The organism is Mycobacterium sp. NGS66 (assembly GCF_059812225.1).
The window spans coordinates 143861-167754 of the sequence record NZ_JCALCG010000012.1 but is presented as its reverse complement, the minus strand read 5'-3'; the positions used below and the strand labels follow the sequence as shown (position 1 = coordinate 167754).

The 23894-nt window shown below is 67.1% G+C and carries 19 protein-coding genes and 2 riboswitches; of the genes, 12 read left to right on the top strand and 7 right to left on the bottom strand.

Annotated features, from left to right (window positions below; genetic code table 11):
* Nucleotides 1-103: 103 nt before the first annotated feature.
* From secA2 to gcvP, 11 genes are all read left to right on the top strand, one after another.
* The gene (gene secA2, locus AC5Y2L_RS20955; protein WP_499937764.1) at nt 104-2440 is read left to right on the top strand and encodes an accessory Sec system translocase SecA2; all 2337 of its coding nucleotides are present in this window, start codon (nt 104-106) and stop codon (nt 2438-2440) included.
* 78 nt (nt 2441-2518) lie between these two features.
* Nucleotides 2519-3142 (top strand): CDP-alcohol phosphatidyltransferase family protein, encoded by a 624-nt coding sequence (locus tag AC5Y2L_RS20950; protein ID WP_499937762.1) that lies wholly within the window; start codon nt 2519-2521, stop codon nt 3140-3142.
* A complete protein-coding gene (locus tag AC5Y2L_RS20945) occupies nt 3135-4061 on the top strand; it encodes a DUF881 domain-containing protein (protein WP_499937760.1) in 927 nt (308 codons plus the stop codon). The genes AC5Y2L_RS20950 and AC5Y2L_RS20945 overlap by 8 nt, the downstream gene beginning before the upstream one ends.
* A 19-nt stretch (nt 4062-4080) precedes the next feature.
* Nucleotides 4081-4413, top strand: a complete 333-nt coding sequence (locus tag AC5Y2L_RS20940) for a small basic family protein (RefSeq protein WP_067232259.1) — start codon at nt 4081-4083, stop codon at nt 4411-4413.
* 49 nt (nt 4414-4462) lie between these two features.
* Nucleotides 4463-5338 (top strand): DUF881 domain-containing protein, encoded by an 876-nt coding sequence (locus AC5Y2L_RS20935; protein ID WP_499937758.1) that lies wholly within the window; start codon nt 4463-4465, stop codon nt 5336-5338.
* Between the two features lie 28 nt (nt 5339-5366).
* The gene (gcvH, locus tag AC5Y2L_RS20930; RefSeq protein WP_499937756.1) at nt 5367-5765 is read left to right on the top strand and encodes a glycine cleavage system protein GcvH; all 399 of its coding nucleotides are present in this window, start codon (nt 5367-5369) and stop codon (nt 5763-5765) included.
* Nucleotides 5766-5938: 173 nt separating this feature from the next.
* Nucleotides 5939-6421, top strand: coding sequence for a glycogen accumulation regulator GarA (gene garA, locus AC5Y2L_RS20925; protein ID WP_499937754.1), 483 nt, complete (start codon nt 5939-5941; stop codon nt 6419-6421).
* The gene (ftsR, locus tag AC5Y2L_RS20920; RefSeq protein WP_499937753.1) at nt 6421-7164 is read left to right on the top strand and encodes a transcriptional regulator FtsR; all 744 of its coding nucleotides are present in this window, start codon (nt 6421-6423) and stop codon (nt 7162-7164) included. The genes garA and ftsR overlap by 1 nt, the downstream gene beginning before the upstream one ends.
* A 107-nt stretch (nt 7165-7271) precedes the next feature.
* Nucleotides 7272-7766 (top strand): bifunctional nuclease family protein, encoded by a 495-nt coding sequence (locus tag AC5Y2L_RS20915; RefSeq protein ID WP_499937751.1) that lies wholly within the window; start codon nt 7272-7274, stop codon nt 7764-7766.
* A 237-nt stretch (nt 7767-8003) separates the two neighbouring features.
* Nucleotides 8004-8627 (top strand): MerR family transcriptional regulator, encoded by a 624-nt coding sequence (locus tag AC5Y2L_RS20910; RefSeq protein ID WP_499937750.1) that lies wholly within the window; start codon nt 8004-8006, stop codon nt 8625-8627.
* Between the two features lie 108 nt (nt 8628-8735).
* A riboswitch (glycine riboswitch) is annotated at nt 8736-8833 on the top strand.
* A riboswitch (glycine riboswitch) is annotated at nt 8834-8952 on the top strand. It begins immediately after the preceding riboswitch.
* Between the two features lie 46 nt (nt 8953-8998).
* A complete protein-coding gene (gene gcvP / locus AC5Y2L_RS20905; protein WP_499937749.1) occupies nt 8999-11830 on the top strand; it encodes an aminomethyl-transferring glycine dehydrogenase in 2832 nt (943 codons plus the stop codon).
* An 18-nt stretch (nt 11831-11848) separates the two neighbouring features.
* Here the strand turns inward: gcvP and AC5Y2L_RS20900 are convergent, their stop codons facing one another.
* Nucleotides 11849-12721 carry a haloalkane dehalogenase gene (locus tag AC5Y2L_RS20900; protein WP_499937748.1) on the bottom strand — a complete coding sequence of 291 codons (873 nt, stop codon included), beginning with the start codon at nt 12719-12721 and terminating at the stop codon, nt 11849-11851.
* 40 nt (nt 12722-12761) lie between these two features.
* Here AC5Y2L_RS20900 and AC5Y2L_RS20895 point away from each other — a divergent pair, with 40 nt between their 5' ends.
* Nucleotides 12762-13628, top strand: coding sequence for an alpha/beta hydrolase (locus tag AC5Y2L_RS20895; RefSeq protein WP_499937746.1), 867 nt, complete (start codon nt 12762-12764; stop codon nt 13626-13628).
* A gap of 196 nt (nt 13629-13824) precedes the next feature.
* Here the strand turns inward: AC5Y2L_RS20895 and AC5Y2L_RS20890 are convergent, their stop codons facing one another.
* The 6 genes from AC5Y2L_RS20890 to gnd form a co-directional block, all read right to left on the bottom strand.
* Nucleotides 13825-15915, bottom strand: a complete 2091-nt coding sequence (locus AC5Y2L_RS20890; protein WP_499937745.1) for a substrate-binding domain-containing protein — start codon at nt 15913-15915, stop codon at nt 13825-13827.
* Between the two features lie 110 nt (nt 15916-16025).
* A complete protein-coding gene (locus AC5Y2L_RS20885) occupies nt 16026-18209 on the bottom strand; it encodes a malate synthase G (protein ID WP_499937744.1) in 2184 nt (727 codons plus the stop codon).
* A gap of 252 nt (nt 18210-18461) precedes the next feature.
* Complete coding sequence (locus AC5Y2L_RS20880) at nt 18462-19511, bottom strand: hemolysin family protein (protein ID WP_499937743.1); 1050 nt, start codon at nt 19509-19511, stop codon at nt 18462-18464.
* Nucleotides 19508-20884, bottom strand: a complete 1377-nt coding sequence (locus tag AC5Y2L_RS20875) for a hemolysin family protein (protein WP_499937741.1) — start codon at nt 20882-20884, stop codon at nt 19508-19510. The genes AC5Y2L_RS20880 and AC5Y2L_RS20875 overlap by 4 nt, the downstream gene beginning before the upstream one ends.
* Nucleotides 20885-20894: 10 nt before the next feature.
* Entirely contained in the window at nt 20895-22331 is a 1437-nt protein-coding gene (locus tag AC5Y2L_RS20870) for a GuaB1 family IMP dehydrogenase-related protein (protein WP_499937740.1), read from the bottom strand.
* Between the two features lie 16 nt (nt 22332-22347).
* The gene (gene gnd / locus AC5Y2L_RS20865; protein ID WP_499937738.1) at nt 22348-23805 is read right to left on the bottom strand and encodes an NADP-dependent phosphogluconate dehydrogenase; all 1458 of its coding nucleotides are present in this window, start codon (nt 23803-23805) and stop codon (nt 22348-22350) included.
* Nucleotides 23806-23894: the final 89 nt, after the last annotated feature.

Here is a 23894-nt window from a genome sequence, read left to right as displayed (position 1 = left end):
AACTGAAGTAGCGGCGAGCGCGCGCAAATTGCCGTGGTTTACGGCGTGTCGCTGTACGGACACGCACCCTCGTGACGTCCGCCCGCTCGCGTACCGTTGACCTGTGCCGAAGACCACCCAAAGCCAACCTGGCAGAGTCAGCAGCCGATTCTGGCGGCTGCTCGGCGCCAGCACGGAGAAGAACAGAAACCGTTCCCTCGCCGAGGTGACCGCGTCCGCCGAATACGACGACGAAGCCGCCGACCTCAACGACGAGCAACTCCGCAAAGCGGCCGGGTTGCTGAACCTTGACGATCTCGCGGAATCCAGCGACATCCCGCAGTTCCTCGCCATCGCCCGGGAAGCCGCCGAACGGGCCACCGGCCTGCGGCCATTCGACGTGCAGCTGCTCGGCGCGCTGCGGATGCTCGCCGGCGACGTGATCGAGATGGCCACCGGTGAGGGCAAGACGCTGGCCGGGGCGATCGCGGCCGCCGGCTACGCCCTGGCCGGGCGGCATGTGCACGTGGTGACCATCAACGACTATCTGGCCCGCCGCGACGCCGAGTGGATGGGTCCGCTGCTGGAGGCCATGGGCCTGACGGTCGGCTGGATTACCGCCGAGTCAACGAGCGAAGAGCGCCGGACCGCCTACGGCTGCGACATCACCTACGCCTCGGTCAACGAGATCGGTTTCGATGTGCTGCGCGATCAGCTGGTGACCGATGTCGAGGACCTGGTATCACCCAATCCGGATGTGGCGCTGATCGACGAGGCCGACTCGGTGCTGGTCGACGAGGCGCTGGTGCCACTCGTGCTGGCCGGCACCACCCACCGGGAGACCCCGCGCCTGGAGATCATCAAGCTGGTCGGCAACCTGTCCGCGGAAACTGACTACGACACCGACTCCGACAACCGCAATGTCCACCTGACCGAGACCGGGGCCCGCAAGGTCGAAAAGGCCCTCGGCGGCATAGACCTGTACTCCGAGGAACACGTCGGCACCACGCTCACCGAGGTCAACGTCGCGCTGCACGCGCACGTGCTGCTGCAACGGGACGTGCACTACATCGTCCGCGACGACGCCGTGCACCTGATCAACGCCTCCCGGGGCCGCATCGCACAGCTGCAACGCTGGCCGGATGGCCTGCAGGCGGCCGTCGAAGCCAAGGAGGGCATCGAGACCACCGAGACCGGCGAGGTGCTGGACACCATCACCGTGCAGGCGCTGATCAACCGCTACACGACCGTGTGCGGCATGACGGGCACCGCCTTGGCCGCCGGCGAGCAGCTGCGTCAGTTCTACAAACTGGGCGTCTCACCGATTCCGCCGAATACCCCCAACATCCGCGAGGACGAGTCCGACCGGGTCTACATCACTGCCGCGGCGAAGAACGACGCGATCATCGACCACATCGCCGAGGTGCACGAGACGGGCCAGCCCGTGCTGGTCGGCACTCGCGACGTCGCGGAATCCGAAGAGCTGCACGAGCGGTTGCTGCGCCGCGGCGTGCCCGCGGTGGTGCTCAACGCCAAGAACGACGCCGAGGAGGCGCAGGTCATCGCCGAGGCCGGGAAGTTCGGAGCGGTCACGGTGTCCACGCAGATGGCCGGACGCGGCACCGATATCCGGCTCGGTGGGTCCGACGAGTCCGACCACGAGCGGGTGGCCGAGCTCGGCGGGCTGCACGTGGTCGGCACCGGCCGCCACCACACCCAGCGGCTGGACAATCAGTTGCGCGGCCGGGCGGGACGTCAGGGCGACCCGGGGTCGTCGGTGTTCTTCTCGAGCTGGGAAGACGACGTGGTCTCCGCCAACCTGGATTGCAACAAGCTGCCCATGGAGACCGATGAGGACGGCCGGATCGTCAGCCCGAAGGCCGCCGGGTTGCTCGACCACGCCCAGCGGGTCGCCGAGGGCCACATGCTGGACATCCACGCCAACACCTGGCGCTACAACCAGCTGATCGCCCAACAGCGGGCCATCATCGTCGAACGCCGAAACACCTTGCTGCGCACGGCGACCGCCCGCGAGGAACTTGCCGAACTGGCTCCGAAGCGGTACGAGGAGCTCGCTGAGGCAATGCCCGAGGACGAGGCCGAGGAACGTCTGGAAAAGATCTGCCGGCTGATCATGCTGTATCACTTGGACCGCGGCTGGGCGGATCATCTGGCCTATCTGGCCGATATCCGGGAAAGCATCCATCTGCGGGCACTGGGGCGCCAGAATCCGCTGGACGAGTTTCACCGGTTGGCGGTCGACGCGTTCGCCTCGCTGGCCGCCGACGCGATCGAGGCGGCGCAGCAGACTTTCGAGACCGCGAATGTGCTCGAGGAGGAGCCGGGGCTGGATCTGTCCAAGCTGGCCCGGCCGACGTCGACGTGGACGTACATGGTCAACGACAATCCGCTGGCGGATGACACGCTTTCCACGCTGAGCCTGCCCGGAGTGTTCCGCTAGGGGCGTGTCGAGCGTTCAACGGTCCGTCGGTGCGGGCCGTATCGCCACCAAGAAGGGGCCGGGCTAAGGTCACCGCATATGGAGCCCGCACGCGCAACCGATCGGGTGCTGACTGTACCCAACGTGTTGAGCGCCATTCGCCTGCTGCTCATCCCGGTATTCATCTATGTGCTGCTGGTCGCGCACGCCAATGCCTGGGCGGTGGCAATTCTGATGTTCAGCGGGATCTCCGACTGGGCCGACGGCAAGATCGCGCGGATGCTCGATCAATCGTCGCGGTTGGGCGTCCTGCTGGATCCCGCGGTTGATCGCCTCTACATGGTGACGGTCCCGATCACCATGGCGGCGGGTGGGATTGTGCCCTGGTGGTTCGTCATCACGCTGCTGGCCCGCGACGGGCTGCTGGCGGCCACGCTGCCGTCGCTGCGAAGTCGCGGCCTTTCCGCATTGCCGGTGACGTATCTCGGTAAAGCCGCGACTTTCGCCCTGATGTCCGGGTTTCCGCTGGTTTTGCTGGGCCAGTGGCACGCGCTGTGGAGCCGCGTGGTGGGCGCCTGCGGGTGGGGGTTTCTGATCTGGGGCCTGTACCTGTACCTGTGGGCCTTCGTCCTGTACATGGTGCAGATGAGGCTGGTGGTGCGCCAGATGCCCAAGCTCGGCCGGGCCGAGCAGCCGACCCCACAAGCGGGTAAGCATGTCTGAACCGGACCGCCTGCTCGGCGGCTATGACCCCAACGCCGGTCGCAGCGCCCACGCGGCGGCGCGGCCCAAGCTCATCCCCGTGCCGTCGCTGCTGCGGGCCCTGCTTTCCGAACATCTGGACCCCGGCTACGCCGCAGCCGCCGCCAAACGCAGCCGCCTCGATCGCCCGTCGAGTCGGCGTGCACGCGTTTTCGGCTGGGGCTGGCAAGCATTGGCGGCGATGCTGGTGGTTGCGGTTTTCGCGGCCGCGGCGGCACAGGCCCGCTCCGTTGCACCCGGGGTACGCAGCGCTCAACAACTGCTCGCGACGAGTGTGCGGGCAACACAAGCGGCCGCCGCCAAATTGGCCCAGCAGCGCAATGTACTCGCGGCCCAGGTTGACGACGTGCAGCGGCTGGCGCTCGCCGACAACGCGATGGGTCAGCGGCTGCTGACCCGCCTGGATGCACTCAGCCTGGCTGCGGCCAGCACAGCGATCATCGGCCCAGGCCTGACGGTGACAGTGACCGATCCCGGTGTGGGCCCGAACCTTTCCGACGTTTCCAAACAGCGGGTGAGCGGCAGCCGGCAAATTATTCTGGACCGCGATTTGCAACTGGTCGTCAACTCGTTATGGGCCAGTGGCGCCGAGGCCATCTCGGTCGGTGGCGCCAGGATCGGCCCCAACGTGACCATCCGTCAGGCGGGCGGCGCCATCCTGGTCGACAACAACCCGACCAGCAGCCCGTATACCATCCTGGCCGTCGGGCCCCCGCATGCGATGCGAGACGCGTTCGGGAACAGCCCCGGTCTGCACCGCCTCAGGCTGCTGGAGACCTCCTACGGCGTCGGCGTCAGCGTGAACGTCTCTGATCGCGTTGCGCTGGCCGCCGGAGCAATTCGAGATGTCAAGTTCGCCAAACAGATTGGGCCCAAGTGAGAGAAGGATTCCGCTCAGCATGATCGGTATAGCGGCGGTTGCCATCGGCATCGTGCTGGGCTTGTTCTTCCATCCCAGTGTGCCGGAGGTCGTCCAACCCTACTTGCCCATCGCCGTGGTGGCCGCGCTCGACGCGGTGTTCGGCGGGCTGCGCGCCTACCTCGAGCGGATCTTCGACCCGAAGGTCTTCGTGGTGTCGTTTGTGTTCAACGTCCTGGTCGCCGCTCTCATCGTTTATGTCGGCGACCAGCTCGGGGTTGGCACCCAGTTGTCCACGGCGATCATCGTCGTGCTGGGTATCCGGATTTTCGGCAATGCGGCCGCTTTGCGACGCCGGCTGTTCGGTGCGTGATGGGCCACACTGGAAGTCAACCCGAAAAGACCCGAAAGTTGAGGTCGGGGTGAGCGAGCACGGCCCGGAATCCGCGGACGCGCCAGAAAGCACGGCCGACGAGACAGCCGAATCGTCGACGCGCCAGGGTGACGGCGCGGCCCCGCACGGCCGTCACGAATTACCCGACGACCGTCCCCGGCCCGAAATCGGGCCGCTGCGCCGGACGGGACTCTCCGGGCTGTTGCGTGGCGGCCGTTCCCGGTTGACGTTCGGCGCCCTGGCGATCCTGTTGTGCCTGCTGTTGGGGGTCGCCATTGCCACCCAAGTGCACCAGACCAAGAGCGGCGATTCCCTGGACACGGCCCGTCCCGCGGATTTGCTGGTGCTGTTGGATTCGCTGCGGCAACGCGAGGCCACGCTGGAGACCGAGGTGGCCGAACTGCAGAACACCCTCAACAAGTTGCGGGCGTCGGGCAACACCGACCAGGCTGCCATCGAGAGCGCGCAGGCCAGGCTGGCGGCGTTGTCCATCCTGGTGGGTTCCGTCGGCGCCACGGGGCCGGGCGTCACCGTCAAGATCGACGACCCCGGCCCGGGAGTGGCGCCGGACACCATGCTCGACGTCATCAACGAGTTGCGCGCCGCCGGCGCCGAGGCCATCCAGATCAACGATGCGCGCCAGTCCGTTCGGGTCGGCGTCGATACCTGGGTGGTAGGCAGCCCAGGCTCGCTGACTATCGACGGAAAAACTTTCTCGCCACCGTATTCGGTTCTGGCGATTGGGGATCCGCCGACCTTGGCCGCGGCGATGAACATTCCCGGTGGCGCCCAGGACAGTGCCAAACGGGTCGGCGCCCGGATGACGGTGCAACAGTCCGACCGCGTCGACGTGACCACCTTGCGGCAACCAAAACCACGCCAATACGCTCAGCCCGTCAAGTGAGCGCCACCGAACAGAACAGGACTTGCCCGTGAGCGATATCCCGTCCGATCTGCACTACACCGCCGAGCACGAGTGGGTTCGCCGCAGCGGTGACGACACCGTGCGAGTCGGGATCACCGACTTTGCCCAGTCGGCGTTGGGCGACGTCGTTTTCGTGCAGCTACCGGACGTGGGCACCGAGGTGACCGCCGGCGAATCCTTCGGCGAGGTGGAGTCCACGAAGTCGGTGTCGGACCTGTACGCGCCGCTGTCCGGCACGGTGGCCGCGGTCAACACCGAGCTGGAAAGCAGTCCGCAACTGGTGAACTCGGATCCCTACGGTTCCGGCTGGCTGCTGGATCTTCAGGTGCCCGATACCGCAACGCTGGAGTCGGGCATTGCGGAGCTGCTTGACGCTGAGGCCTACCGCGGCACACTGACCGAATGACGATTGCTAATGTGCCAGCCAGCATCGCGCGATGATCTCGCGGTGGAAACCACATCGCGGACCAGGGCGCGGTACGGTCGACACATACGCATTGCAGGCATTGACGGCACTGGAATTGGAAAGCCGGCCGAGCGGCCCGGTCAAACGCCACAGCAGCCAGTAAGGAGCAGCGGGTGACGGAAAGGGACTCAGGAAGTTCGCAGGACCAGACTTCCGACGAAGTCACCGTGGAGACGACTTCCGTCTTCCGGGCCGACTTCCTCAACGAACTCGACGCGCCCGCTCAGGCGGGCACCGAGAGCACGGTGTCCGGCGTGGAAGGCCTTCCGGCGGGTTCGGCGTTGCTGGTCGTCAAACGCGGACCCAACGCTGGCTCACGTTTCCTGCTCGATCAGGCCATCACATCCGCGGGCCGGCACCCGGACAGCGACATCTTCCTCGACGACGTCACGGTGAGCCGTCGGCACGCCGAGTTCAGGTTGGAGAACACCGAATTTCAGGTCGTCGACGTCGGCAGCCTGAACGGCACCTACGTCAACCGCGAGCCGGTGGACTCGGCAGTGCTGGCCAACGGCGACGAAGTGCAGATCGGCAAGTTCCGCTTGGTGTTCTTGACCGGACCGAAGCAGGGTGACGAAGGAGGAAGCGGAGGCTAGTGGGCGCGCTCGATAGCCCGGCAGTAGCCGGGATGTCGATCGGGGCAGTCCTCGACCTGCTGCGGCCGGATTTCCCCGATGTCACCATCTCCAAGATCCGTTTCTTGGAGGCCGAGGGGCTGGTGACACCGCAGCGCGCCGCCTCCGGGTATCGCCGGTTCACCGCCTACGACTGCGCGCGTCTCCGCTTCATTCTCACCGCGCAACGGGATCACTACCTGCCGCTGAAGGTGATCAGAGCCCAGCTCGACGCCCAGCCGGACGGTGAAATCCCCTCGGTCGCATCGCCTTATGGCGTACCGCGATTGGTGCCGGTGGCCGAAAACGGAGCCGCCACTTCCCGATCCGACACCGCCGAGGTGGGGCCCACCCGCATCCGGCTCAGCCGAGAAGACTTGCTGGAACGCTCCGGAGTGGACGAGGACCTGCTGACCGCGCTGCTCAAGGCCGGGGTGATCACCACCGGGCCGGGCGGATTCTTCGACGAACACGCGGTCGTGATCCTGCAGTGCGCACGCGCGCTGGCCCAATACGGTGTCGAGCCACGGCATCTGCGAGCCTTCCGATCAGCCGCGGATCGGCAGTCCGACCTGATCGCTCAGATCGCCGGGCCGTTGGTCAAAGCCGGTAAAGCCGGTGCCCGTGATCGTGCCGACGATCTGGCCCGCGAGGTTGCCGCGCTTGCCATCACGTTGCATACCTCGTTGATCAAGTCGGCGGTTCGCGACCTTCTGCACCGCTGAGGACTAGACTTCGGTCGACAGCTCGGTGTTCGGCGACACTGATATTGACCGGGGTCGTCGCGCCGACGTCAGTCGGACACAGCGGCATGTGCGGAGGGCAGACACAGATGGGTGAAGTTCGTGTTGTCGGCATTCGCGTCGAGCAGCCGCAGAACCAGCCGGTGTTGTTGCTGCGTGAAGCCAACGGTGACCGCTATCTGCCGATCTGGATAGGCCAGGCGGAGGCCGCGGCCATCGCCCTGGAGCAGCAAGGGGTCGAGCCACCCCGACCGCTGACACATGATCTGATCAGGGATCTCATTGCTGCGCTTGGCCATTCGCTCAAAGAGGTGCGAATCACAGACCTGCAAGAAGGCACGTTCTACGCGGACCTGGTCTTCGACCGCAACATCACGGTGTCGGCGCGACCTTCGGACTCGGTGGCGATCGCACTGCGGGTTGGCGTTCCGATCTACGTCGAAGAAGCCGTGCTGGCTCAGGCCGGACTGCTGATTCCCGACGAAAGCGACGAGGAATCCAGCAGCGCGGTTCGGGAGGATGAGGTGGAGAAGTTCAAGGAATTTCTCGACAGCGTGTCGCCCGACGATTTCAAGGCGACGTAGCAGCGGCGACGTTACGGATGCGTCTCATCTGGCGCTGCTTTGCCGACACGCCTAGCGGATGGCCCGCTCCTGGGCCGACCGACAGCCATACTTTGAACACGACTTGAAGATCATCTCGGGCCACGGCAGCTAGTGACAAGCGTATGCTCACTAGCACTCGGGCCTGAGTGACCGTGGTTGCCGGGGGCAGCCAGCGACGCAGCGACTACACGAGCGCGATCGGCGAGAGGAACCACCGTGAGCGAGCAGCCACGTCAGGAGCAGCTGGACCTTTCTGACCAAGCCAACGTCGCGACCGCTGACGCTGCCGCACCAAGCGAGCCGGTGCAGCCCGGGCTGTTCCCCGACGACTCCGTGCCCGACGAGCTGGTGGGCTATCGCGGGCCAAGTGCCTGCCAGATCGCCGGCATCACCTACCGGCAGCTGGACTACTGGGCACGCACATCCTTGGTGGTTCCCTCGATTCGCAGCGCGGCGGGTTCCGGCAGCCAGCGGCTGTACTCGTTCAAGGACATCTTGGTTCTCAAGATCGTCAAACGCCTGCTGGATACCGGTATCTCGCTGCACAACATCCGCGTCGCGGTCGATCACTTGCGCCAGCGGGGCGTGCAGGACCTGGCCAACATCACCCTGTTCTCCGACGGCACCAGCGTGTATGAGTGCACGTCGGCCGAAGAGGTCGTCGACCTGCTGCAGGGCGGCCAGGGGGTGTTCGGCATCGCGGTCTCGGGCGCGATGCGGGAGCTGACCGGCGTCATCGCTGATTTCCCCGGTGAGCGCGCCGACGGCGGCGAGTCGATCGCCGCTCCCGAAGACGAGCTGGCCTCGCGCCGCAAGCATCGCGACCGCAAAATCGGCTGAGGCTTCCTCTGCGAGCGCGCGCAAATGCACGCGCCGGACGGCGTAGCGGCGTACAAATGCGGACGCTCGCGGCTGAGCAAGTGCGGGCGGGTAAACTAGACGACGCGTCGCGCTTGCGCGGGAGAGTTCCGTGATCGCCAGTCATGGACGCCGAAGGAGCAACACCTCTCCGTCAACCTCTCAGGCCCCCGGACCGCGCGAGACAACGACGCCTCTGGAAAGCGGTGGCGACCACAACGGTCATCGCCCGCCGATGGGGAAAGGTGCCGGTTAGCGGCGCCGAATCTCTCAGGCGCCTGGTGCACGGGTGAAGACAGAGGGAGAGGGCCGCTAGACCCTTCCTCTGTAGCGCCGTACCAGGAGTTCGCCCCATGTCAGGGAATTCAACCGCCCACTCGTTCGCCGAGCGACACATCGGCCCGGATCGCGGGGCCGTCGAGACCATGCTGGCCGTCATCGGCGTCAACTCACTGGACGAACTGGCCGACAAGGCCGTCCCCGCGGGCATTCTCGACAAGCCCACCGCCGGCGTCGCACCGGGGCTGGACACACTGCCGGCGCCCGCGAGCGAGGCCGAGGCGCTGGCCGAGCTGCGGTCGCTGGCCGACGCCAACACCGTGGCGGTCTCGATGATCGGGCAGGGCTACTACGACACCCTCACCCCGCCGGTGCTGTTGCGCAACATCATGGAGAACCCCGCCTGGTACACCGCCTACACGCCCTATCAGCCCGAGATCAGCCAGGGTCGGCTGGAGGCGCTGCTCAACTTTCAGACGCTGGTCAGCGATCTCACCGGGCTAGAGATCGCCAACGCCTCGATGCTCGACGAGGGCACCGCGGCTGCCGAAGCCATGACACTGATGCACCGGGCATCCCGTGGCGGCTCGAACCGGCTGGCCGTCGATAGCGACCTGTTCGGCCAGACGGCGGCCGTGCTGGCCACCCGGGCCAAACCGTTGGGCATCGACATCGTGACCGCCGACCTGCGCAACGGGCTGCCGGACGGCGAGTTCTTCGGGGTCATCGCCCAGCTTCCCGGTGCCAGCGGCCGGATCACCGACTGGGCCGCGCTGGTGGCGCAGGCGCATGACCGGGGCGCGCTGGTCGCGATCGGCGCCGACCTGCTGGCGTTGACGCTGATCACCCCGCCCGGCGAGATCGGCGCCGACGTCGCGTTCGGAACCACGCAACGATTCGGCGTGCCCATGGGATTCGGCGGCCCACATGCCGGTTACCTGGCCGTGCACGCCAACCACGCCCGCCAGCTGCCCGGGCGGCTGATCGGCGTTTCGCTGGACGCCGACGGGTCGCCGGCCTATCGGTTGGCTCTGCAGACCCGCGAGCAGCACATCCGCCGCGACAAGGCGACCAGCAACATCTGCACGGCACAGGTGCTGCTGGCGGTGATGGCCGCGATGTACGCCAGCTACCACGGCGCCGAGGGGTTGACCGCGATCGCGCGCCGGGTACACGCGCATGCCCGGACCATCGGCGCGGCCCTGGGCGACGCCCTGGTACACGACACCTATTTCGACACCGTGCTGGCCCGGGTACCGGGACGAGCGGACGAGGTGGTGGCCGCGGCCAAGGCCAGCGGCATCAACCTGTGGCGCGTCGACGCCGACCACGTGTCGGTGGCCTGTGACGAGGCCACCACCGACGCGCACGTGGCGGCGGTGCTGGATGCGTTCGGGGTATCGCCCGGCTCCCCGGCCACCGTGGAGATCACGACCCGCACGTCGGAGTTCCTAACGCATCCCGCGTTCACCCAGTACCGCACCGAGACGGCGATGATGCGCTACCTACGTGCGCTGGCGGACAAAGATATTGCCTTGGACCGCAGCATGATTCCGCTCGGATCCTGCACCATGAAGCTGAACGCCGCGGCCGAGATGGAGCCGATCACCTGGCCGGAATTCGCGCGTCTGCACCCGTTCGCCCCGGCAGCCGACACCCCGGGGCTGCGCCGCCTGATCGCCGACCTGGAGAGCTGGCTGGTGGCCATCACCGGCTATGACGCCGTCTCGCTGCAGCCCAACGCCGGCTCGCAGGGCGAGTATGCGGGCCTGCTGGCGATCCGCGACTACCACGCCAGCCGGGGAGAACCGCACCGCGACGTCTGCCTGATCCCGTCCAGCGCGCACGGCACCAACGCGGCGTCGGCAGCGCTGGCCGGCATGCGGGTGGTGGTCGTGGGCTGTCACGAGAACGGCGACGTCGACCTGGACGATCTGCGCGCCAAGGTCAGCGAGCACGCCGACCGGCTCTCGACGCTGATGATCACCTATCCGTCCACCCATGGGGTCTACGAGCACGACATCGCCGAGATCTGCGCGGCCGTGCACGACGCCGGTGGCCAGGTGTACGTCGACGGCGCCAACCTCAACGCCCTGGTGGGACTGGCCCGGCCGGGGAAGTTCGGCGGCGACGTCAGCCACCTCAACCTGCACAAGACGTTCTGCATCCCGCACGGCGGAGGTGGTCCCGGTGTGGGGCCGGTCGCGGTGCGTTCGCATCTGGCGCCGTTCCTGCCGGGCCACCCCTATGCCCCCGAACTGCCCGACGGCCATCCGGTGTCGTCGGCACCCTATGGGTCGGCCTCGATCCTGCCCATCACCTGGGCTTATATCCGGATGATGGGCGCGGACGGACTGCGCGCGGCGTCGTTGACCGCCATCGCCTCGGCCAACTACATCGCTCGCCGCCTCGACGAGTACTTCCCCGTGCTCTACACCGGCGAGAACGGCATGGTGGCCCACGAGTGCATCCTGGACCTGCGCGGTATCACCAAGTCGACCGGCGTGACCGTCGACGACGTCGCGAAACGCTTGGCGGACTACGGTTTTCACGCTCCAACCATGAGCTTCCCGGTGGCCGGCACGCTCATGGTCGAGCCGACCGAGAGCGAGAGCCTGGCCGAAGTCGACGCCTTCTGCGAGGCGATGATCGCCATTCGCGGCGAGATCGACCGCGTCGGGGCGGGGGAGTGGCCCGTTGACGACAACCCGCTGCGCGGTGCCCCGCACACCGCGCAATGTCTGGTGGTGGCCGACTGGGATCACCCGTATACCCGTGAAGAGGCCGCCTATCCGCTCGGGGCCGGATTCCGGCCCAAGGTGTGGCCGCCGGTGCGGCGCATCGACGGCGCCTACGGCGACCGACACCTGGTCTGCTCGTGCCCGCCGGTCGAGGCGTACGCGTAAACGCGCGAGACCGCGGGTCTAGCCGAACCGGTCGATGATCGCGGCGGCGATCTGATCGGGGGCGTCCTCTTGGATGAAGTGGTTAGCCTCGGACAGCTCGACGAGGACGTGATCGGCAAACGTCTGGCGCATTCGCGGGATCGTCGGGCCGGGCCTGAACGCGAAGTCCTTCATGCCCCAGACCAACAGCGTGGGCTTGGCACCCAACTTTTCCGGAACTTCCCGCGCCAGCCTGGCCAACATCGGACGGGCCGCCAGAAGCTCTTTGGGCAGCTCGGCCACTCCCACGCGGGCCTCAGCATTGGGTTGCACGGCACGGTAGTGCTCCATCACCTCAGCGCTCAGCCGGCGCGCCGTTCCGGCCGGAATCAGCCGCTCGACAAAGAAGTTTCGCCGCAGGATCGCGTATTGCATTGGCGGACTGGACATCACCCGGCTGAAGATCTTCGTCGTCAGCTCGTCCGTCGGCCAGAACCAAGTGTTGCCCAGCACGATGCCGCGTACCCGATCGGCACGTTCGACGGCGACGGCCGTGCTGATCGGCCCGCCCCAGTCCTGGCCCATGCTGAGGTAGCCGTCGAGGCCGAGGTGATCGACCAGCTCGCCGACCACCTGGGCGTGCCCGTCAGCCTTGTAGCCGAAACCCCGCGGGCGCTCGGATAGGCCGAACCCGAGATAGTCCGGTGCCACGCAACGAAACCGCTCGCGCAGCGCGATGACGATGTCGCGATACAGAAAGCTCCAGGTCGGGTTGCCGTGGCAGAGCAGTATCGGCGGGCCTTGAGAACTGGTAGGACCTTCGTCGATGTAGTGCAGGCGCCCCTGTGAGCTGTCGAACCACCGCGATTGGAACGGATACAGCCCAGGATCCGGGGTGAAATCGATCGTCATAAGCCTCCTTTGACCACGCTGGCGATGGTATGCCCGAAGGGTGACATCACCGAGCGTCCAGGAGTGGCGCGACGGCGGCCGCTGGCTGGAGACGGACGCCGGCCGATTGTTCGTCCGCTCGCAACCGGGCGCCAGCCCGACTGTGTTACTGCTGCACGGCTTTCCGTCGAGTTCGTTCGATTTCCGCGCGGTGCTGCCGCACCTGGGCGACCACGGCTGGGTGACGATGGACTTCCTCGGCTACGGCTTGTCCGACAAGCCGCGTCCGCATCGCTACAGCCTGCTCGAGCAGGCGGACCTGGTGCAGACGGTGATCGCGCAGACGACGACCGGCCCGCTGGTGGTGCTCGCCCATGACATGGGCACGTCGGTGACCACCGAGCTGTTGGCCCGTGACCTGGACGGCCGACTGCCCTTCGAGATCCAGCGAGCCGTGCTCAGCAACGGCAGTGTGATCCTGGAACGGGCCAGCCTGCGGCCGATTCAGAAGGTGCTGCGCGGCCCGCTGGGCCCGGTTGCGGCCCGGCTGGCGAATCGGCGCGGTTTCCAGCGGGGCTTCGCCCGGCTGTTCTCGGCCGATCATCCGCTGTCCGCCGAGGAGGCCGCGGCCCAATGGGAGCTGTTGCGCTACAACGACGGCAATCGCATCGCCCATCTGCTGATCAGCTATCTCGACGAGCGGGAGCGTTACGCGCAACGCTGGCACGGCGCCGTACGCGATTGGCCCAAACCGCTGGGGTTCGTGCGGGGGCTCGACGATCCGGTCGCCACCACGAACGTGCTCGACGGATTGCGCGAGCTGCGTCCCGGCGCTGCGGTGGTGGAATTGCCCGGCTTGGGCCATTATCCGCAGATCGAGGACCCCCAGGCCTACGCCGAGGCCGCGCTGGCACTGCTGCAGGGCTAGACCCTGGCGTCGTCCTCGCTGAGTGGGAAACGTTGGCGTTGGGTGTGAATCGTTGGCGTCGCGAGTGAAAGGAGGGCGGGAAAATCGCTGGGATCCCGCCGTGGCTTCACAGCCAAAGCCGTGGCTTCACAGCCAAAGCCCTAGCTTCACTCTCAACGCCATGAGTACACCGAGCGGCCGAATTCGCCAGCTGAAGTCAGCCCAGGAACGTGCTGATTGCCGCGGCGAGGTCGGGGGATGCCGACGTCGGGAGGTTGCGGTAGCCGCCGCCGCTGAGCTGTGCGACGGCTTCCCAGGTCGCCCGGTCCGGGTCGGCGCCGAAGTCGATGACGTTGACCGCGATTGGGCGGGCCTGATCGGCGGCCTTGCGAATGAAATCCTGCAGGCCCGGCCCGTCCAGCGTTTGGTCGGTATGCGGCCCGGCGGTGATCACCAGTATTGAATTCGTTTGCCCGGCACGGTAATTGGCCAGCATCTCCTGATAGATCAGGCGCAGCGTGGTGAACGACACTGCACCGCCGTTGGACGAATACTGCTTGTTCAGCGCGGCCGTCAGCGCGGCCGAGCGAGGCTGCCCGTTGACAGGGTCGTCCAGCGGTCCGGTCGGCACCTCGGACCGGCCCTCGTGACCGTCGAAGGTCCACAGTCCCACCACCGAGGTCGACGGCATCGCCTTGATTCTTTCGTTGAGCGCCGCCACCACGTTGGCCAGCCGGGTCTTGCCGCCGTCGTCGGTGGGCAACGACTGATCGAGCATGATGGTCGCCGCCACCGCGGCCGACGGTGAGCTCAGTCCGTTGGCGAGCGTGACACGCTGCGCCTCGTCGCCCACCGAGAGCGCCGGGGGCAACGTGGGAAAGCTGGTGACCGGGCTGCTCGGCGGTTTCACCCCATTGACCCGGAATCCGGCCTTGGCCAGCTTGGCCAGCTGTTCGGGTTTTTCCATGAATCGGGCAAAGGCGCTGGCGGCCTCGGTCTGTTCGTGCGACAGCCACGACCCGGTGATCAGCACGGCGGGATAGTCGGCGACAGCGACCGGGCCCGGCGGCAGCCACGAGCTCAACTTGCCCTTGGCATCCGGCAATGACTGGCCGCGCTGGAACAGCTGCTGCTCAGTGGTGGCCACCGCGTGCACTGGGGCGGTCGCCGCGTCACCCGACCCCAGCAGCGCGTTCATCGCGGCGCCGAGTGAATTGTCGGGCAGTTTGGGTTGGCCGGCAATCAGCGTGCGCGCCGCGCCGATGCCCTGAGTTGGCGGCGCACCGGCTGGTGCGGATGCGGCGGCCACCGCCTCTCCGGCCAGCACGGCGGTGTCGCCGTTACCGTTAACGGGTAAGGCCAGCCGCAACGATCCCCAGGCCGGCAGATTGAGCCCGGCCAGCGAGTTCGGGTTGGTTTGCAGTCCGGGCAACGCCGCCCAGTTCTGACTGGCAAGGGCCTGCTGCAATTCGGGACGGACCGCCAGCAGCACCGGCGACGTCGCCAGAGAGTGGCTGTCGCTGACGATCTTCTGTTTCGACGCCGCGCTGAGGCGTGCCGCGGAGACCGAGCTGCTGGGGATCCACAAGGCCGGCTGATCACCCAACTCGGCAGGCCATTTGCCGCTGAAACCGCCCAGCACCGCGTCGGAGCCGGCCGGTTTGACGTCCACCGAAACGCAGCGATCTCCGACCGGCCCGGCCGACGAGTTGTAACCGTTGGCCAGCTCACGCACCTGATCGGCGATCGTCGGGTCGGCGACGACGGCGACCGTCTCCTTTCCCCCCATACAACGTGCCGCCGCGTTCTGCGAGCGGTGCGAAAGCGCATCGCCGATGAACTTCCACAGGATCCACACCCCGACCACCGCGACCACCGCAATGAGGGCCACGATGACGCCGATGCTGACGCCCCGGCCACCGCGGCCGCTGCGGTGGCCGCCTCGCCATTCGCCGCCGCCTCGGTGGCCGGCGGCGTAGACCGGCGGTGGGGGAATCGACGGGTCGGCTGCGGCCGCGCCAGTGCTCGTGGGCCGCGGCGGGAAGTCCGGGTACTCGTCGGCTCGGCCGGGCCGCGCGGCGGGCACGGACTCGTCGTCGGCCTCATCGGATTCCCAGCCCGAATCCTGGTACTCATCGGGCCATTCGTCGTCGTCGGACCAAACGTCTTGCGGATAGCCGGGATCCGGCTCCTGGCCGCCATGTCGACCGTAATCTGCTTCGTCCTCCGGGTACGCAGTATCCGCAAAGGATTCCTCAGACGACTCGGCAGGGGAATCCTCGGGGTCCGGCAAGCTGTGCCTACCCATGGCGGTGTCTGCGTCCTTTCCCTCGAATCGGTCCTAATGTTTCCGTCGGCCAACGGGAAACCGAGCCGGCAGTTTCCTGCGGGCCTGCGGGCCGCGAGCGGCCCGCATCGTCACCGGGCGCGCGCTTTGAATTCGCGACGACGGCGATGCAGGATCGGCTCGGTGTAGCCGTTGGGCTGCTGCCCGCCGGTCAGGATCAGGTCCTGCGCGGCCAGGAACGCGAGGCTGTCGTCGAAGTTGGGCGCCATCGGGCGATACGCCGGGTCGCCGGCGTTTTGCTTGTCGACCAACGGCGCCATGCGCTCCAGGCTGGCCCGCACGTCCTCCCTGGTGATGACACCGTGCCGCAGCCAGTTGGCCAGCAACTGGCTGGAGATCCGCAGCGTGGCACGGTCTTCCATCAGCGCGGTGTTGTGGATGTCGGGCACCTTCGAGCAGCCGACGCCCTGCTCCACCCAGCGCACCACGTAGCCGAGGATGGACTGACAGTTGTTGTCGACCTCTTCGCGGATTTCTTCCGGAGCCCAGGCGAGTTCCTTGGCCAGCGGAATCGTCAGCAACTCGTCGATCGTGGTGCGGGTCTGGCCCTCGAGCTCCTTCTGCACCGCGAACACGTCCACCTGGTGGTAGTGCATGGCGTGCAAGGTGGCCGCCGTGGGCGACGGCACCCACGCGGTGGTGGCGCCGGCCTTCGGCTGGGCGATCTTCTGCTCGACCATGTCGGCCATCAGCTCGGTCATCGCCCACATGCCCTTGCCGATCTGCGCCTTGCCCGAGAAGCCTGCGGCCAGACCGACATCGACGTTCGCGTCTTCGTAGGCCTTGATCCAGGTGCTGTTCTTCATCGCCCCCTTGCGGATCATCGGGCCGGCCTCCATGGAGGTGTGTATCTCGTCGCCGGTGCGATCCAGAAACCCGGTGTTGATGAACACGACACGGTCGGCGGCGGCCTTGATGCACGCCTTGAGGTTGACGGTGGTGCGGCGCTCCTCGTCCATGATGCCGACCTTCAGGGTGCCCTGCGGCAATCCCAGCACATCCTCCACGCGGCTGAACAGCTCGCAGGTGAACGCCACTTCGTCGGGTCCGTGCATCTTGGGCTTGACGATGTAGATGGATCCGGTGCGGCTGTTGGCCAGCGGCCCGTTCACGTCGCCGGTCTTGAGCCCGTGGATCGCCGTCACCCCGGTGAACAGCGCGTCCATGATGCCCTCGAAAACCTCGTTGCCGTCGCTGTCGACGATGGCGTCGTTGGTCATCAGGTGCCCGACATTGCGGACGAACAACAGGCTGCGTCCGGGTAGGGTCAGCTCCCCGCCGTCGGGGGTGGTGTAGGTGCGGTCCGCATTGAGGACGCGGGTGAAGGTCTTGCCGTCCTTGTTGACGTTCTCGGCGAGGTCGCCCTTGTTCAGACCGAGCCAATTGCGATACCCCAGCACCTTGTCGTCGGCGTCGACGGCGGTCACCGAGTCCTCGAAGTCCATGATCGTGGTGACCGCCGACTCGAGGATCACGTCCTTGATGCCGGCCGCGTCGGTCTTGCCCACCGGCGACTCCGGGTCGATCTGGATCTCGATGTGCAAACCGTGGTTGACCAGCAGCACCGACCAGCTGGGCGAGCCGAGCTCGCCGCTGTAGCCGGCGAACTGCTCCGGGCTGGCCAGGCCGGTGGACTCCGAACCGATGGCGATCTGCAGCTGGCCGTCCTCGATGCTCAGCCCCGTCGCGTCGGCCCACGAGCCCGACGCCAGCGGCACCGCGCCGTCGAGGAACTTACGCGCGTAGGCGATCACCTTGTCGCCGCGGACCTTGTTGTAGCTGGTGCCCTTTTCCGCGCCGTCGCTTTCCGGGATGACGTCGGTGCCGTAGAGCGCGTCGTAGAGAGATCCCCAGCGCGCGTTGGCCGCGTTCAGCGCGAAGCGGGCGTTGAGGACGGGAACGACCAGCTGCGGGCCGGCCGTCTTGGTGATCTCGTCGTCCACGCCGGACGTGGTGATGGTGAAATCATCGGGCTCGGGCTGCAAGTAGCCGATTTCGACGAGGAATTCCCGGTAGGCCTGCGCATCGATCGGCTCGATCACCCGGTGGCGGTGCCACTTGTCGATTTGCGCCTGCAACTCGTCGCGCCGGTTCAGCAAATCCTGGTTCTGCGGTGTCAGGTCGGTGACGACCTTGTCGACGCCCGCCCAGAAGCTGTCCGGGTCGATACCGGTGCCAGGCAGGGCCTCGTTGTTCACGAAGTCGTAGAGCACCCTGGCGACGCGCAAGTTGCCCGCCGACACGCGTTCAGTCATGGTTCTCCTTCACACACAGCCCTGTCAGCGCTCGAACTGGACGCCCAGTGAGCACTCCGCCAGCCTACCGAGCGGCAGCCTGACGAGCGTATACGGGCAACTGCGGTAGCAGGTCAAACCGCGGCCGGCGGCTGCACCGGCGCCGCCGCGGCATGCGAATCGTCTGTTGGCAACGGATGGGACGCTAGTTTCCGCCAGCCCCAGCCGCACAGATCATACGGGCACACCGCCCAGCAGCCAGGACGGGTGAGCTCAGGATGTCCCTTCGCGCATGGTACCGACCAGCTCCTCCACCAGGTCCTCCATCGCCACCATGGCGACCACGTCCCCGCCATCGTCGATCACCAGCGCCAGATGACTGTTGTTGCGGCGCATCCGCGACAACCCGTCGACCAGCGGCAGTGACCCCCGAACCCGCGGCAGCGGGCGCACCAGCGCCAGATCGACGACTGTCTGCGGATCGTCGCCGAGCGTCAGCACGTCCTTGATGTGCAGATATCCCAGGAACTCGCCGCCGGTGCCGACAACCGGAAACCGGGAGTAGCCGGTTTGATCGAGGGCCTGCTCGATCGCACCGACCGTCGGGCCACCGCCCGGCCGCGCCACCGGCACCGCCCGCACCTCGGCGATTGGACGCGCGACGTCGGCGACCACCCTGGTCGGTATCTGCAAAGCCCGACTCAGCCGGGTGTGCTCCTCTTGATCCAGTAGGCCTTCGGAGACCGATTCCGCGATCATCTCGGACAGCTCGACGGTGGACACCGCGATGTCCAGCTCGTCTTTGGGTGCGATCCCCAGTCCACGCAGCACCGCGTTGGCGCACTTGTTGTAGAACACGATCAACGGCCGGGCAGCGCGCACGTACAGCAGATACGGCGGGACCAACAGCATCGCCGTTCGCTCCGGACCGGCCAGCGCGATGTTCTTCGGCACCATCTCGCCGAGCAGCACATGCAGCGTCACCACCAGGGCCAGCGCGACTGCGAACGACACGGTGTGCACCAGCGCCGGATGCATGGCGGTGACACCGAGCGCCCTGCGCAGCAGATCAGCGGTAGCCGACTCACCTATCCGGCCGAGCAGGATCGATGCCACCGTGACCCCCAACTGGGCCCCTGCCAGCATCGCCGACAGCTGTTCACCGGCCCGGATCACCGTGACCGCACGAGACCGGCCCTGCTCGGCCAGCGCCTCGAGGCGGTCGCGACGGGCCGAGATGAGCGAGAACTCCGCCCCGACGAAGAAAGCGTTCGCAGCGATCAACAGGATGGCCGCCAACACCTTGAGCCCGTCGTGGATCATTGCCGCGGCCCCGAGCCGGTTGGGTGAGTGCCTGCTTGACGGGCCAGTTCGGTCAGCTGGAGCAGGTCGATCCGGCGACCCTCCATCCGCACCACCGTCGCCCGCCAGCGCACCGAGTCGTCCGACAGACCGTCCGCGTCCAACGCCGGCAGCTCGACGGTTTCACCGGCACGGGGGATGTGACCGAGCTCGCGCAGCACCAGCCCGCCGATGGTCTCGTAGGGCCCGTCCGGCGCCCGATACCCGATCGCGGCGGCCACCTCGTCGATGCGGAGCAGGCCCGATACCCGCCAACCGTTGCCCGACGCCACCACGTCCGGTGTCGCGTCGTCGTGTTCGTCACGAACGTCACCGACGATCTCTTCGATCAGGTCCTCGATGGTCACCATGCCCGCGGTGCCGCCGTACTCGTCGACAACCAGCGCGGTCTGCAGGCTGTCGGCGCGGATGCGCGCCATCACCGCGTCGCCGTCCAGCGTGGAGGGCACCACCGTGACCGGCTTCGCCACGGTGGTCGCCAGCGTGCGTCCGCGGTCGGCGGGGGCCACCTCGAAAACCTGCTTGACGTGCACGATGCCGACGGTCTCGTCGAGGTCGCGGTCGATGATCGGGAAACGCGAGAAGCCCGACGTCGCGGCGGCCGCCACCAGGTCGGTGATGGTGTCATCGGTCTGCAGCGACACGATCTTCGATCGCGGGGTCATCAATTCCTCGGCGGTCAGGGCGCCGAACTGCAGCGACCGCCGCACCAGCGATGCGGTAGCGGGGTCCAGCGCCCCGGTGCGCGCCGAGGTCTGCACCAAAGACAGCAGCTCCTGCGGCGAGCGGGCCGACCGCAGTTCCTCGGCCGGCTCGATGCCCAGCTTCCGCACCACCCAGTTCGCCACCCCATTCGTCAACCGGATGGCCGGGGTGAACAGCAGCGAGAACACCAACTGCGGGCCCACCACCGCGCGGGCGGTTCGCAATGGGCGCGCGATCGCGAGGTACTTGGGCACCAGCTCGCCGAACACCATCGACACCGATGTGACGACCACCAACGCCACGGCCGTGGTGAGCCCGTCGGCCAGACCGTCGGATATCCCGATCGACGCCAGCGGCGGGTACGGCAGCTTGTCGACCAGCGGTTGGGTCAGGTAGCCGGTCACCAGCGTGGTGATCGAGATGCCCAGCTGGGCGCCGGACAGCTGAAACGAGAGCTGGTGCTGAGCGCGCTGGATGAAACGGTCGCGACGGCGGCCGCTGCGGGCGTTGGCCTCGACCACACTGCGGTCCAGCGCGGTCAGCGAGAATTCGGCCGCGACGAACACCGCGGTGCCGAAGATCAGCACCACGATGGCCGACACCGTGGCCACGATGAGCGAGATATTCACGCCCCTTCAGTCACCACCCCGTGGGCAATGGATGGCCCTCGGCGAAGCCGGCCGCCGACTGTATCCCAACCACGGCCCGCTCGTGCAGTTCGGCCAGCGTTGCCGCGCCGACGTAAGTGCAGGTGCTGCGCACGCCGGAGGTGATGTGGTCGATCAGGTCCTCGACGCCGCCGCGATCGGGGTCCAGTCCCATCCGCGACGTCGAGATGCCCTCCTCGAACAGCGCCTTGCGGGCCCGGTCGAAGTTGCTGTCGGCGGCGGTGCGGGCTACCACGGCACGCTTGGACGCCATGCCGTAGCTCTCCTTGTACGGCTGGTCGTCCCGGTCGCGCATCAGGTCCCCGGGGGACTCGTAAGTGCCGGCGAACCACGAGCCGATCATCACGTTCGACGCCCCGGCGGCCAGCGCCAGCGCCACATCCCGCGGGTGCCGGATCCCGCCGTCGGCCCAGACGTGACCGCCGAGTTGCCTTGCCGCAGAAGCACATTCGAGCACGGCGGAGAATTGCGGCCGTCCGACCGCGGTCATCATCCGGGTGGTGCACATGGCGCCCGGACCGACGCCGACCTTCACGATGCTGGCCCCGGCGCCGAGCAGATCCCGAACCCCGTCGGCCGACACCACGTTGCCCGCCGCCAGCGGCACCCCGAGGTCCAGTGACGAGACCGCCTTGATCGCTTCCAGGGTCTTGACCTGGTGGCCGTGGGCGGTGTCGATGACCAACACGTCGACGCCGGCTTCAGCGAGGGCGCGGGCCTTGGCGCCCACGTCGCCGTTGATGCCGACGGCAGCGCCGATCCGCAGCCGGCCCCGGGCGTCGGTGGCGGGGGTGTAGATGCCGGTGCGAATGGCTCCCATGCGGGTCAGCACCCCGGCCAGCGTGCCGTCGGCGCCGGTCAGCACGGCGACGTCGATCGGCGCGTGCTCGAGCAGGTCGAAGACCTTGCGCGGCTCGGTGCCCGCCGGGGCCGTCACGAAGTCGCTCACGGCGACGTCGCGGACGCGGGCGAAGCGGTCCACGCCCACGCACGACGCTTCCCGCACCAAACCGATCGGACGGCCCTCGAAGACCACCACGGCCACGCCATGGGCACGCTTGTGGATCAGCGCCAGGGCGTCCGACACCGAGTCGTCGGGAGTGAGCGTCACCGGAGTGTCCAGCACCAGGTCGCGGCTCTTGACAAAGTCCACCGTCTGCTGCACCGCGTCGATCGGAAGGTCTTGCGGCAGGATCACGATGCCGCCGCGGCGCGCCACCGTTTCGGCCATCCGCCGGCCGGCGACCGCGGTCATGTTGGCAACCACCAGCGGAATGGTGGTGCCCGAGCCGTCGACGGTGGACAGGTCCACATCGAACCGCGACGCGACGTCCGAGCGGTTCGGCATGATGAAGACGTCGTCGTAGGTCAGGTCATACCCGGGCCGATGCCCGTCGAGGAACCTCATCGTCTAATGCAACTCGCTAGGCAGGTACTTCGCTGCGGTCTCCGCTCCACAGGGTGTGGAACTTCTTGCTCGGGTCCTCGTCGATGCGGCCGTAGGTGTGTGCGCCGAAAAAGTCGCGCAGGCCCTGGGTGAGCGCGGCCGGCAGGCGTTCGGTGCGCAACGCGTCGTAGTACGACAGCGCCGACGAGAAGCCCGGAATCGGGATACCCAGCTGCGTCGCTGTCACCACCACCCGGCGCCAGCCGTCGACGGCCGATTCGATCGCGCTGCGGAAGTAGGGTGCCACGATCAACGTCGCCAGGTCGGGATCGGAGTCGTAGGCCTCCTTGATGCGGTTGAGGAATTTGGCGCGGATGATGCAGCCACCTCGCCAGATCGTGGCCAGGTTACCCGGCGTGATACCCCAGTCGTACTCGGCGCTGCCGGCCTGTATCTGGTTGAAGCCCTGCGCGTAGGCGATGATCTTCGACGCGTACAGGGCCTGACGGACGTCCTCCACGAACTGTGTTGTGTCGCTTGGTTTTTCGCCCAACTTGCCGGAGGCCAGGCCGGTGGTGGCCTTGCGTTGGGCCACCGAGCCGGACAGCGCGCGGGCGAACACCGCCTCGGCGATGCCGGTGACGGGCACACCGAGGTCCAGCGCCGACTTCACCGTCCAGCGGCCCGTGCCCTTCTGCTCGGCCTCGTCGAGGATGACGTCGACAAGTGGCTTTCCGGTCCTGGCGTCGGTCTGGCGCAGCACCTGTGCGGTGATCTCGACCAGGAAGCTGTCCAGGTCGCCCTTGTTCCACTCGTCGAACACGTCGGCGATCTGCGGCGCACTCAGGCTCAGGCCGTCGCGCAGCAACTGGTATGCCTCTCCGATGAGCTGCATGTCGGAGTATTCGATGCCGTTGTGGACCATCTTGACGAAGTGCCCGGCGCCGTCGGGACCGATGTGGGTGCAGCACGGCACGCCGTCGACGTGCGCGGAGATCTCCTCGAGCAGGGGTCCCAGCGATTTGTACGACTCGGCCGGCCCGCCGGGCATGATCGACGGGCCGTTGAGCGCCCCTTCCTCGCCGCCCGAGATCCCGGCGCCGACGAAGTGCAGCCCGCGCTCACGCATCGCCTTCTCGCGGCGGATGGTGTCGGTGTAGAGGGCGTTGCCGCCGTCGATGATGATGTCGCCTTCTTCCATGGCGTCGGCGAGCTGGTCGATCACGGCGTCGGTAGGGTCGCCGGCCTTGACCATGATCAGCACCCGACGCGGCTTCTCCAGGGCGTCCAGAAACTCCTCGATGCTCTCCGAGCGCACGAATTCGCCCTCGTCGCCGTGCTCTTCGAGCAGCGCGTCGGTCTTGGCGACGGACCGGTTGTGCAGCGCCACGGTGTATCCGTGGCGGGCGAAGTTGCGGGCGATGTTCGAGCCCATCACGGCCAGGCCGGTGACACCGATCTGCGCGGTTCCCGTCTTCGATCCCGACGAACTCATATTCTCGCCTCTCCGGTCGCAGGAATTCGGGTCAAGCTCTGTGGCGAACCCTAGTCCGACCACTGTGACACAGCAGACGGCTGGCGCCG

Bases quoted from the DNA above. Each gene is read 5' to 3' on its own strand.
- AC5Y2L_RS20950 (WP_499937762.1), top strand. From the start codon at position 2,519: ATGGAGCCCGCACGCGCAACCGATCGGGTGCTGACTGTACCCAACGTG.
- AC5Y2L_RS20945 (WP_499937760.1), top strand. From the start codon at position 3,135: ATGTCTGAACCGGACCGCCTGCTCGGCGGCTATGACCCCAACGCCGGT.
- AC5Y2L_RS20940 (WP_067232259.1), top strand. From the start codon at position 4,081: ATGATCGGTATAGCGGCGGTTGCCATCGGCATCGTGCTGGGCTTGTTC.
- AC5Y2L_RS20915 (WP_499937751.1), top strand. From the start codon at position 7,272: ATGGGTGAAGTTCGTGTTGTCGGCATTCGCGTCGAGCAGCCGCAGAAC.
- gcvP (WP_499937749.1), top strand. From the start codon at position 8,999: ATGTCAGGGAATTCAACCGCCCACTCGTTCGCCGAGCGACACATCGGC.
- AC5Y2L_RS20900 (WP_499937748.1), bottom strand. From the start codon at position 12,721: ATGACGATCGATTTCACCCCGGATCCTGGGCTGTATCCGTTCCAATCG.
- AC5Y2L_RS20890 (WP_499937745.1), bottom strand. From the start codon at position 15,915: ATGGGTAGGCACAGCTTGCCGGACCCCGAGGATTCCCCTGCCGAGTCG.
- AC5Y2L_RS20885 (WP_499937744.1), bottom strand. From the start codon at position 18,209: ATGACTGAACGCGTGTCGGCGGGCAACTTGCGCGTCGCCAGGGTGCTC.
- AC5Y2L_RS20880 (WP_499937743.1), bottom strand. From the start codon at position 19,511: ATGATCCACGACGGGCTCAAGGTGTTGGCGGCCATCCTGTTGATCGCT.
- AC5Y2L_RS20870 (WP_499937740.1), bottom strand. From the start codon at position 22,331: ATGAGGTTCCTCGACGGGCATCGGCCCGGGTATGACCTGACCTACGAC.
- gnd (WP_499937738.1), bottom strand. From the start codon at position 23,805: ATGAGTTCGTCGGGATCGAAGACGGGAACCGCGCAGATCGGTGTCACC.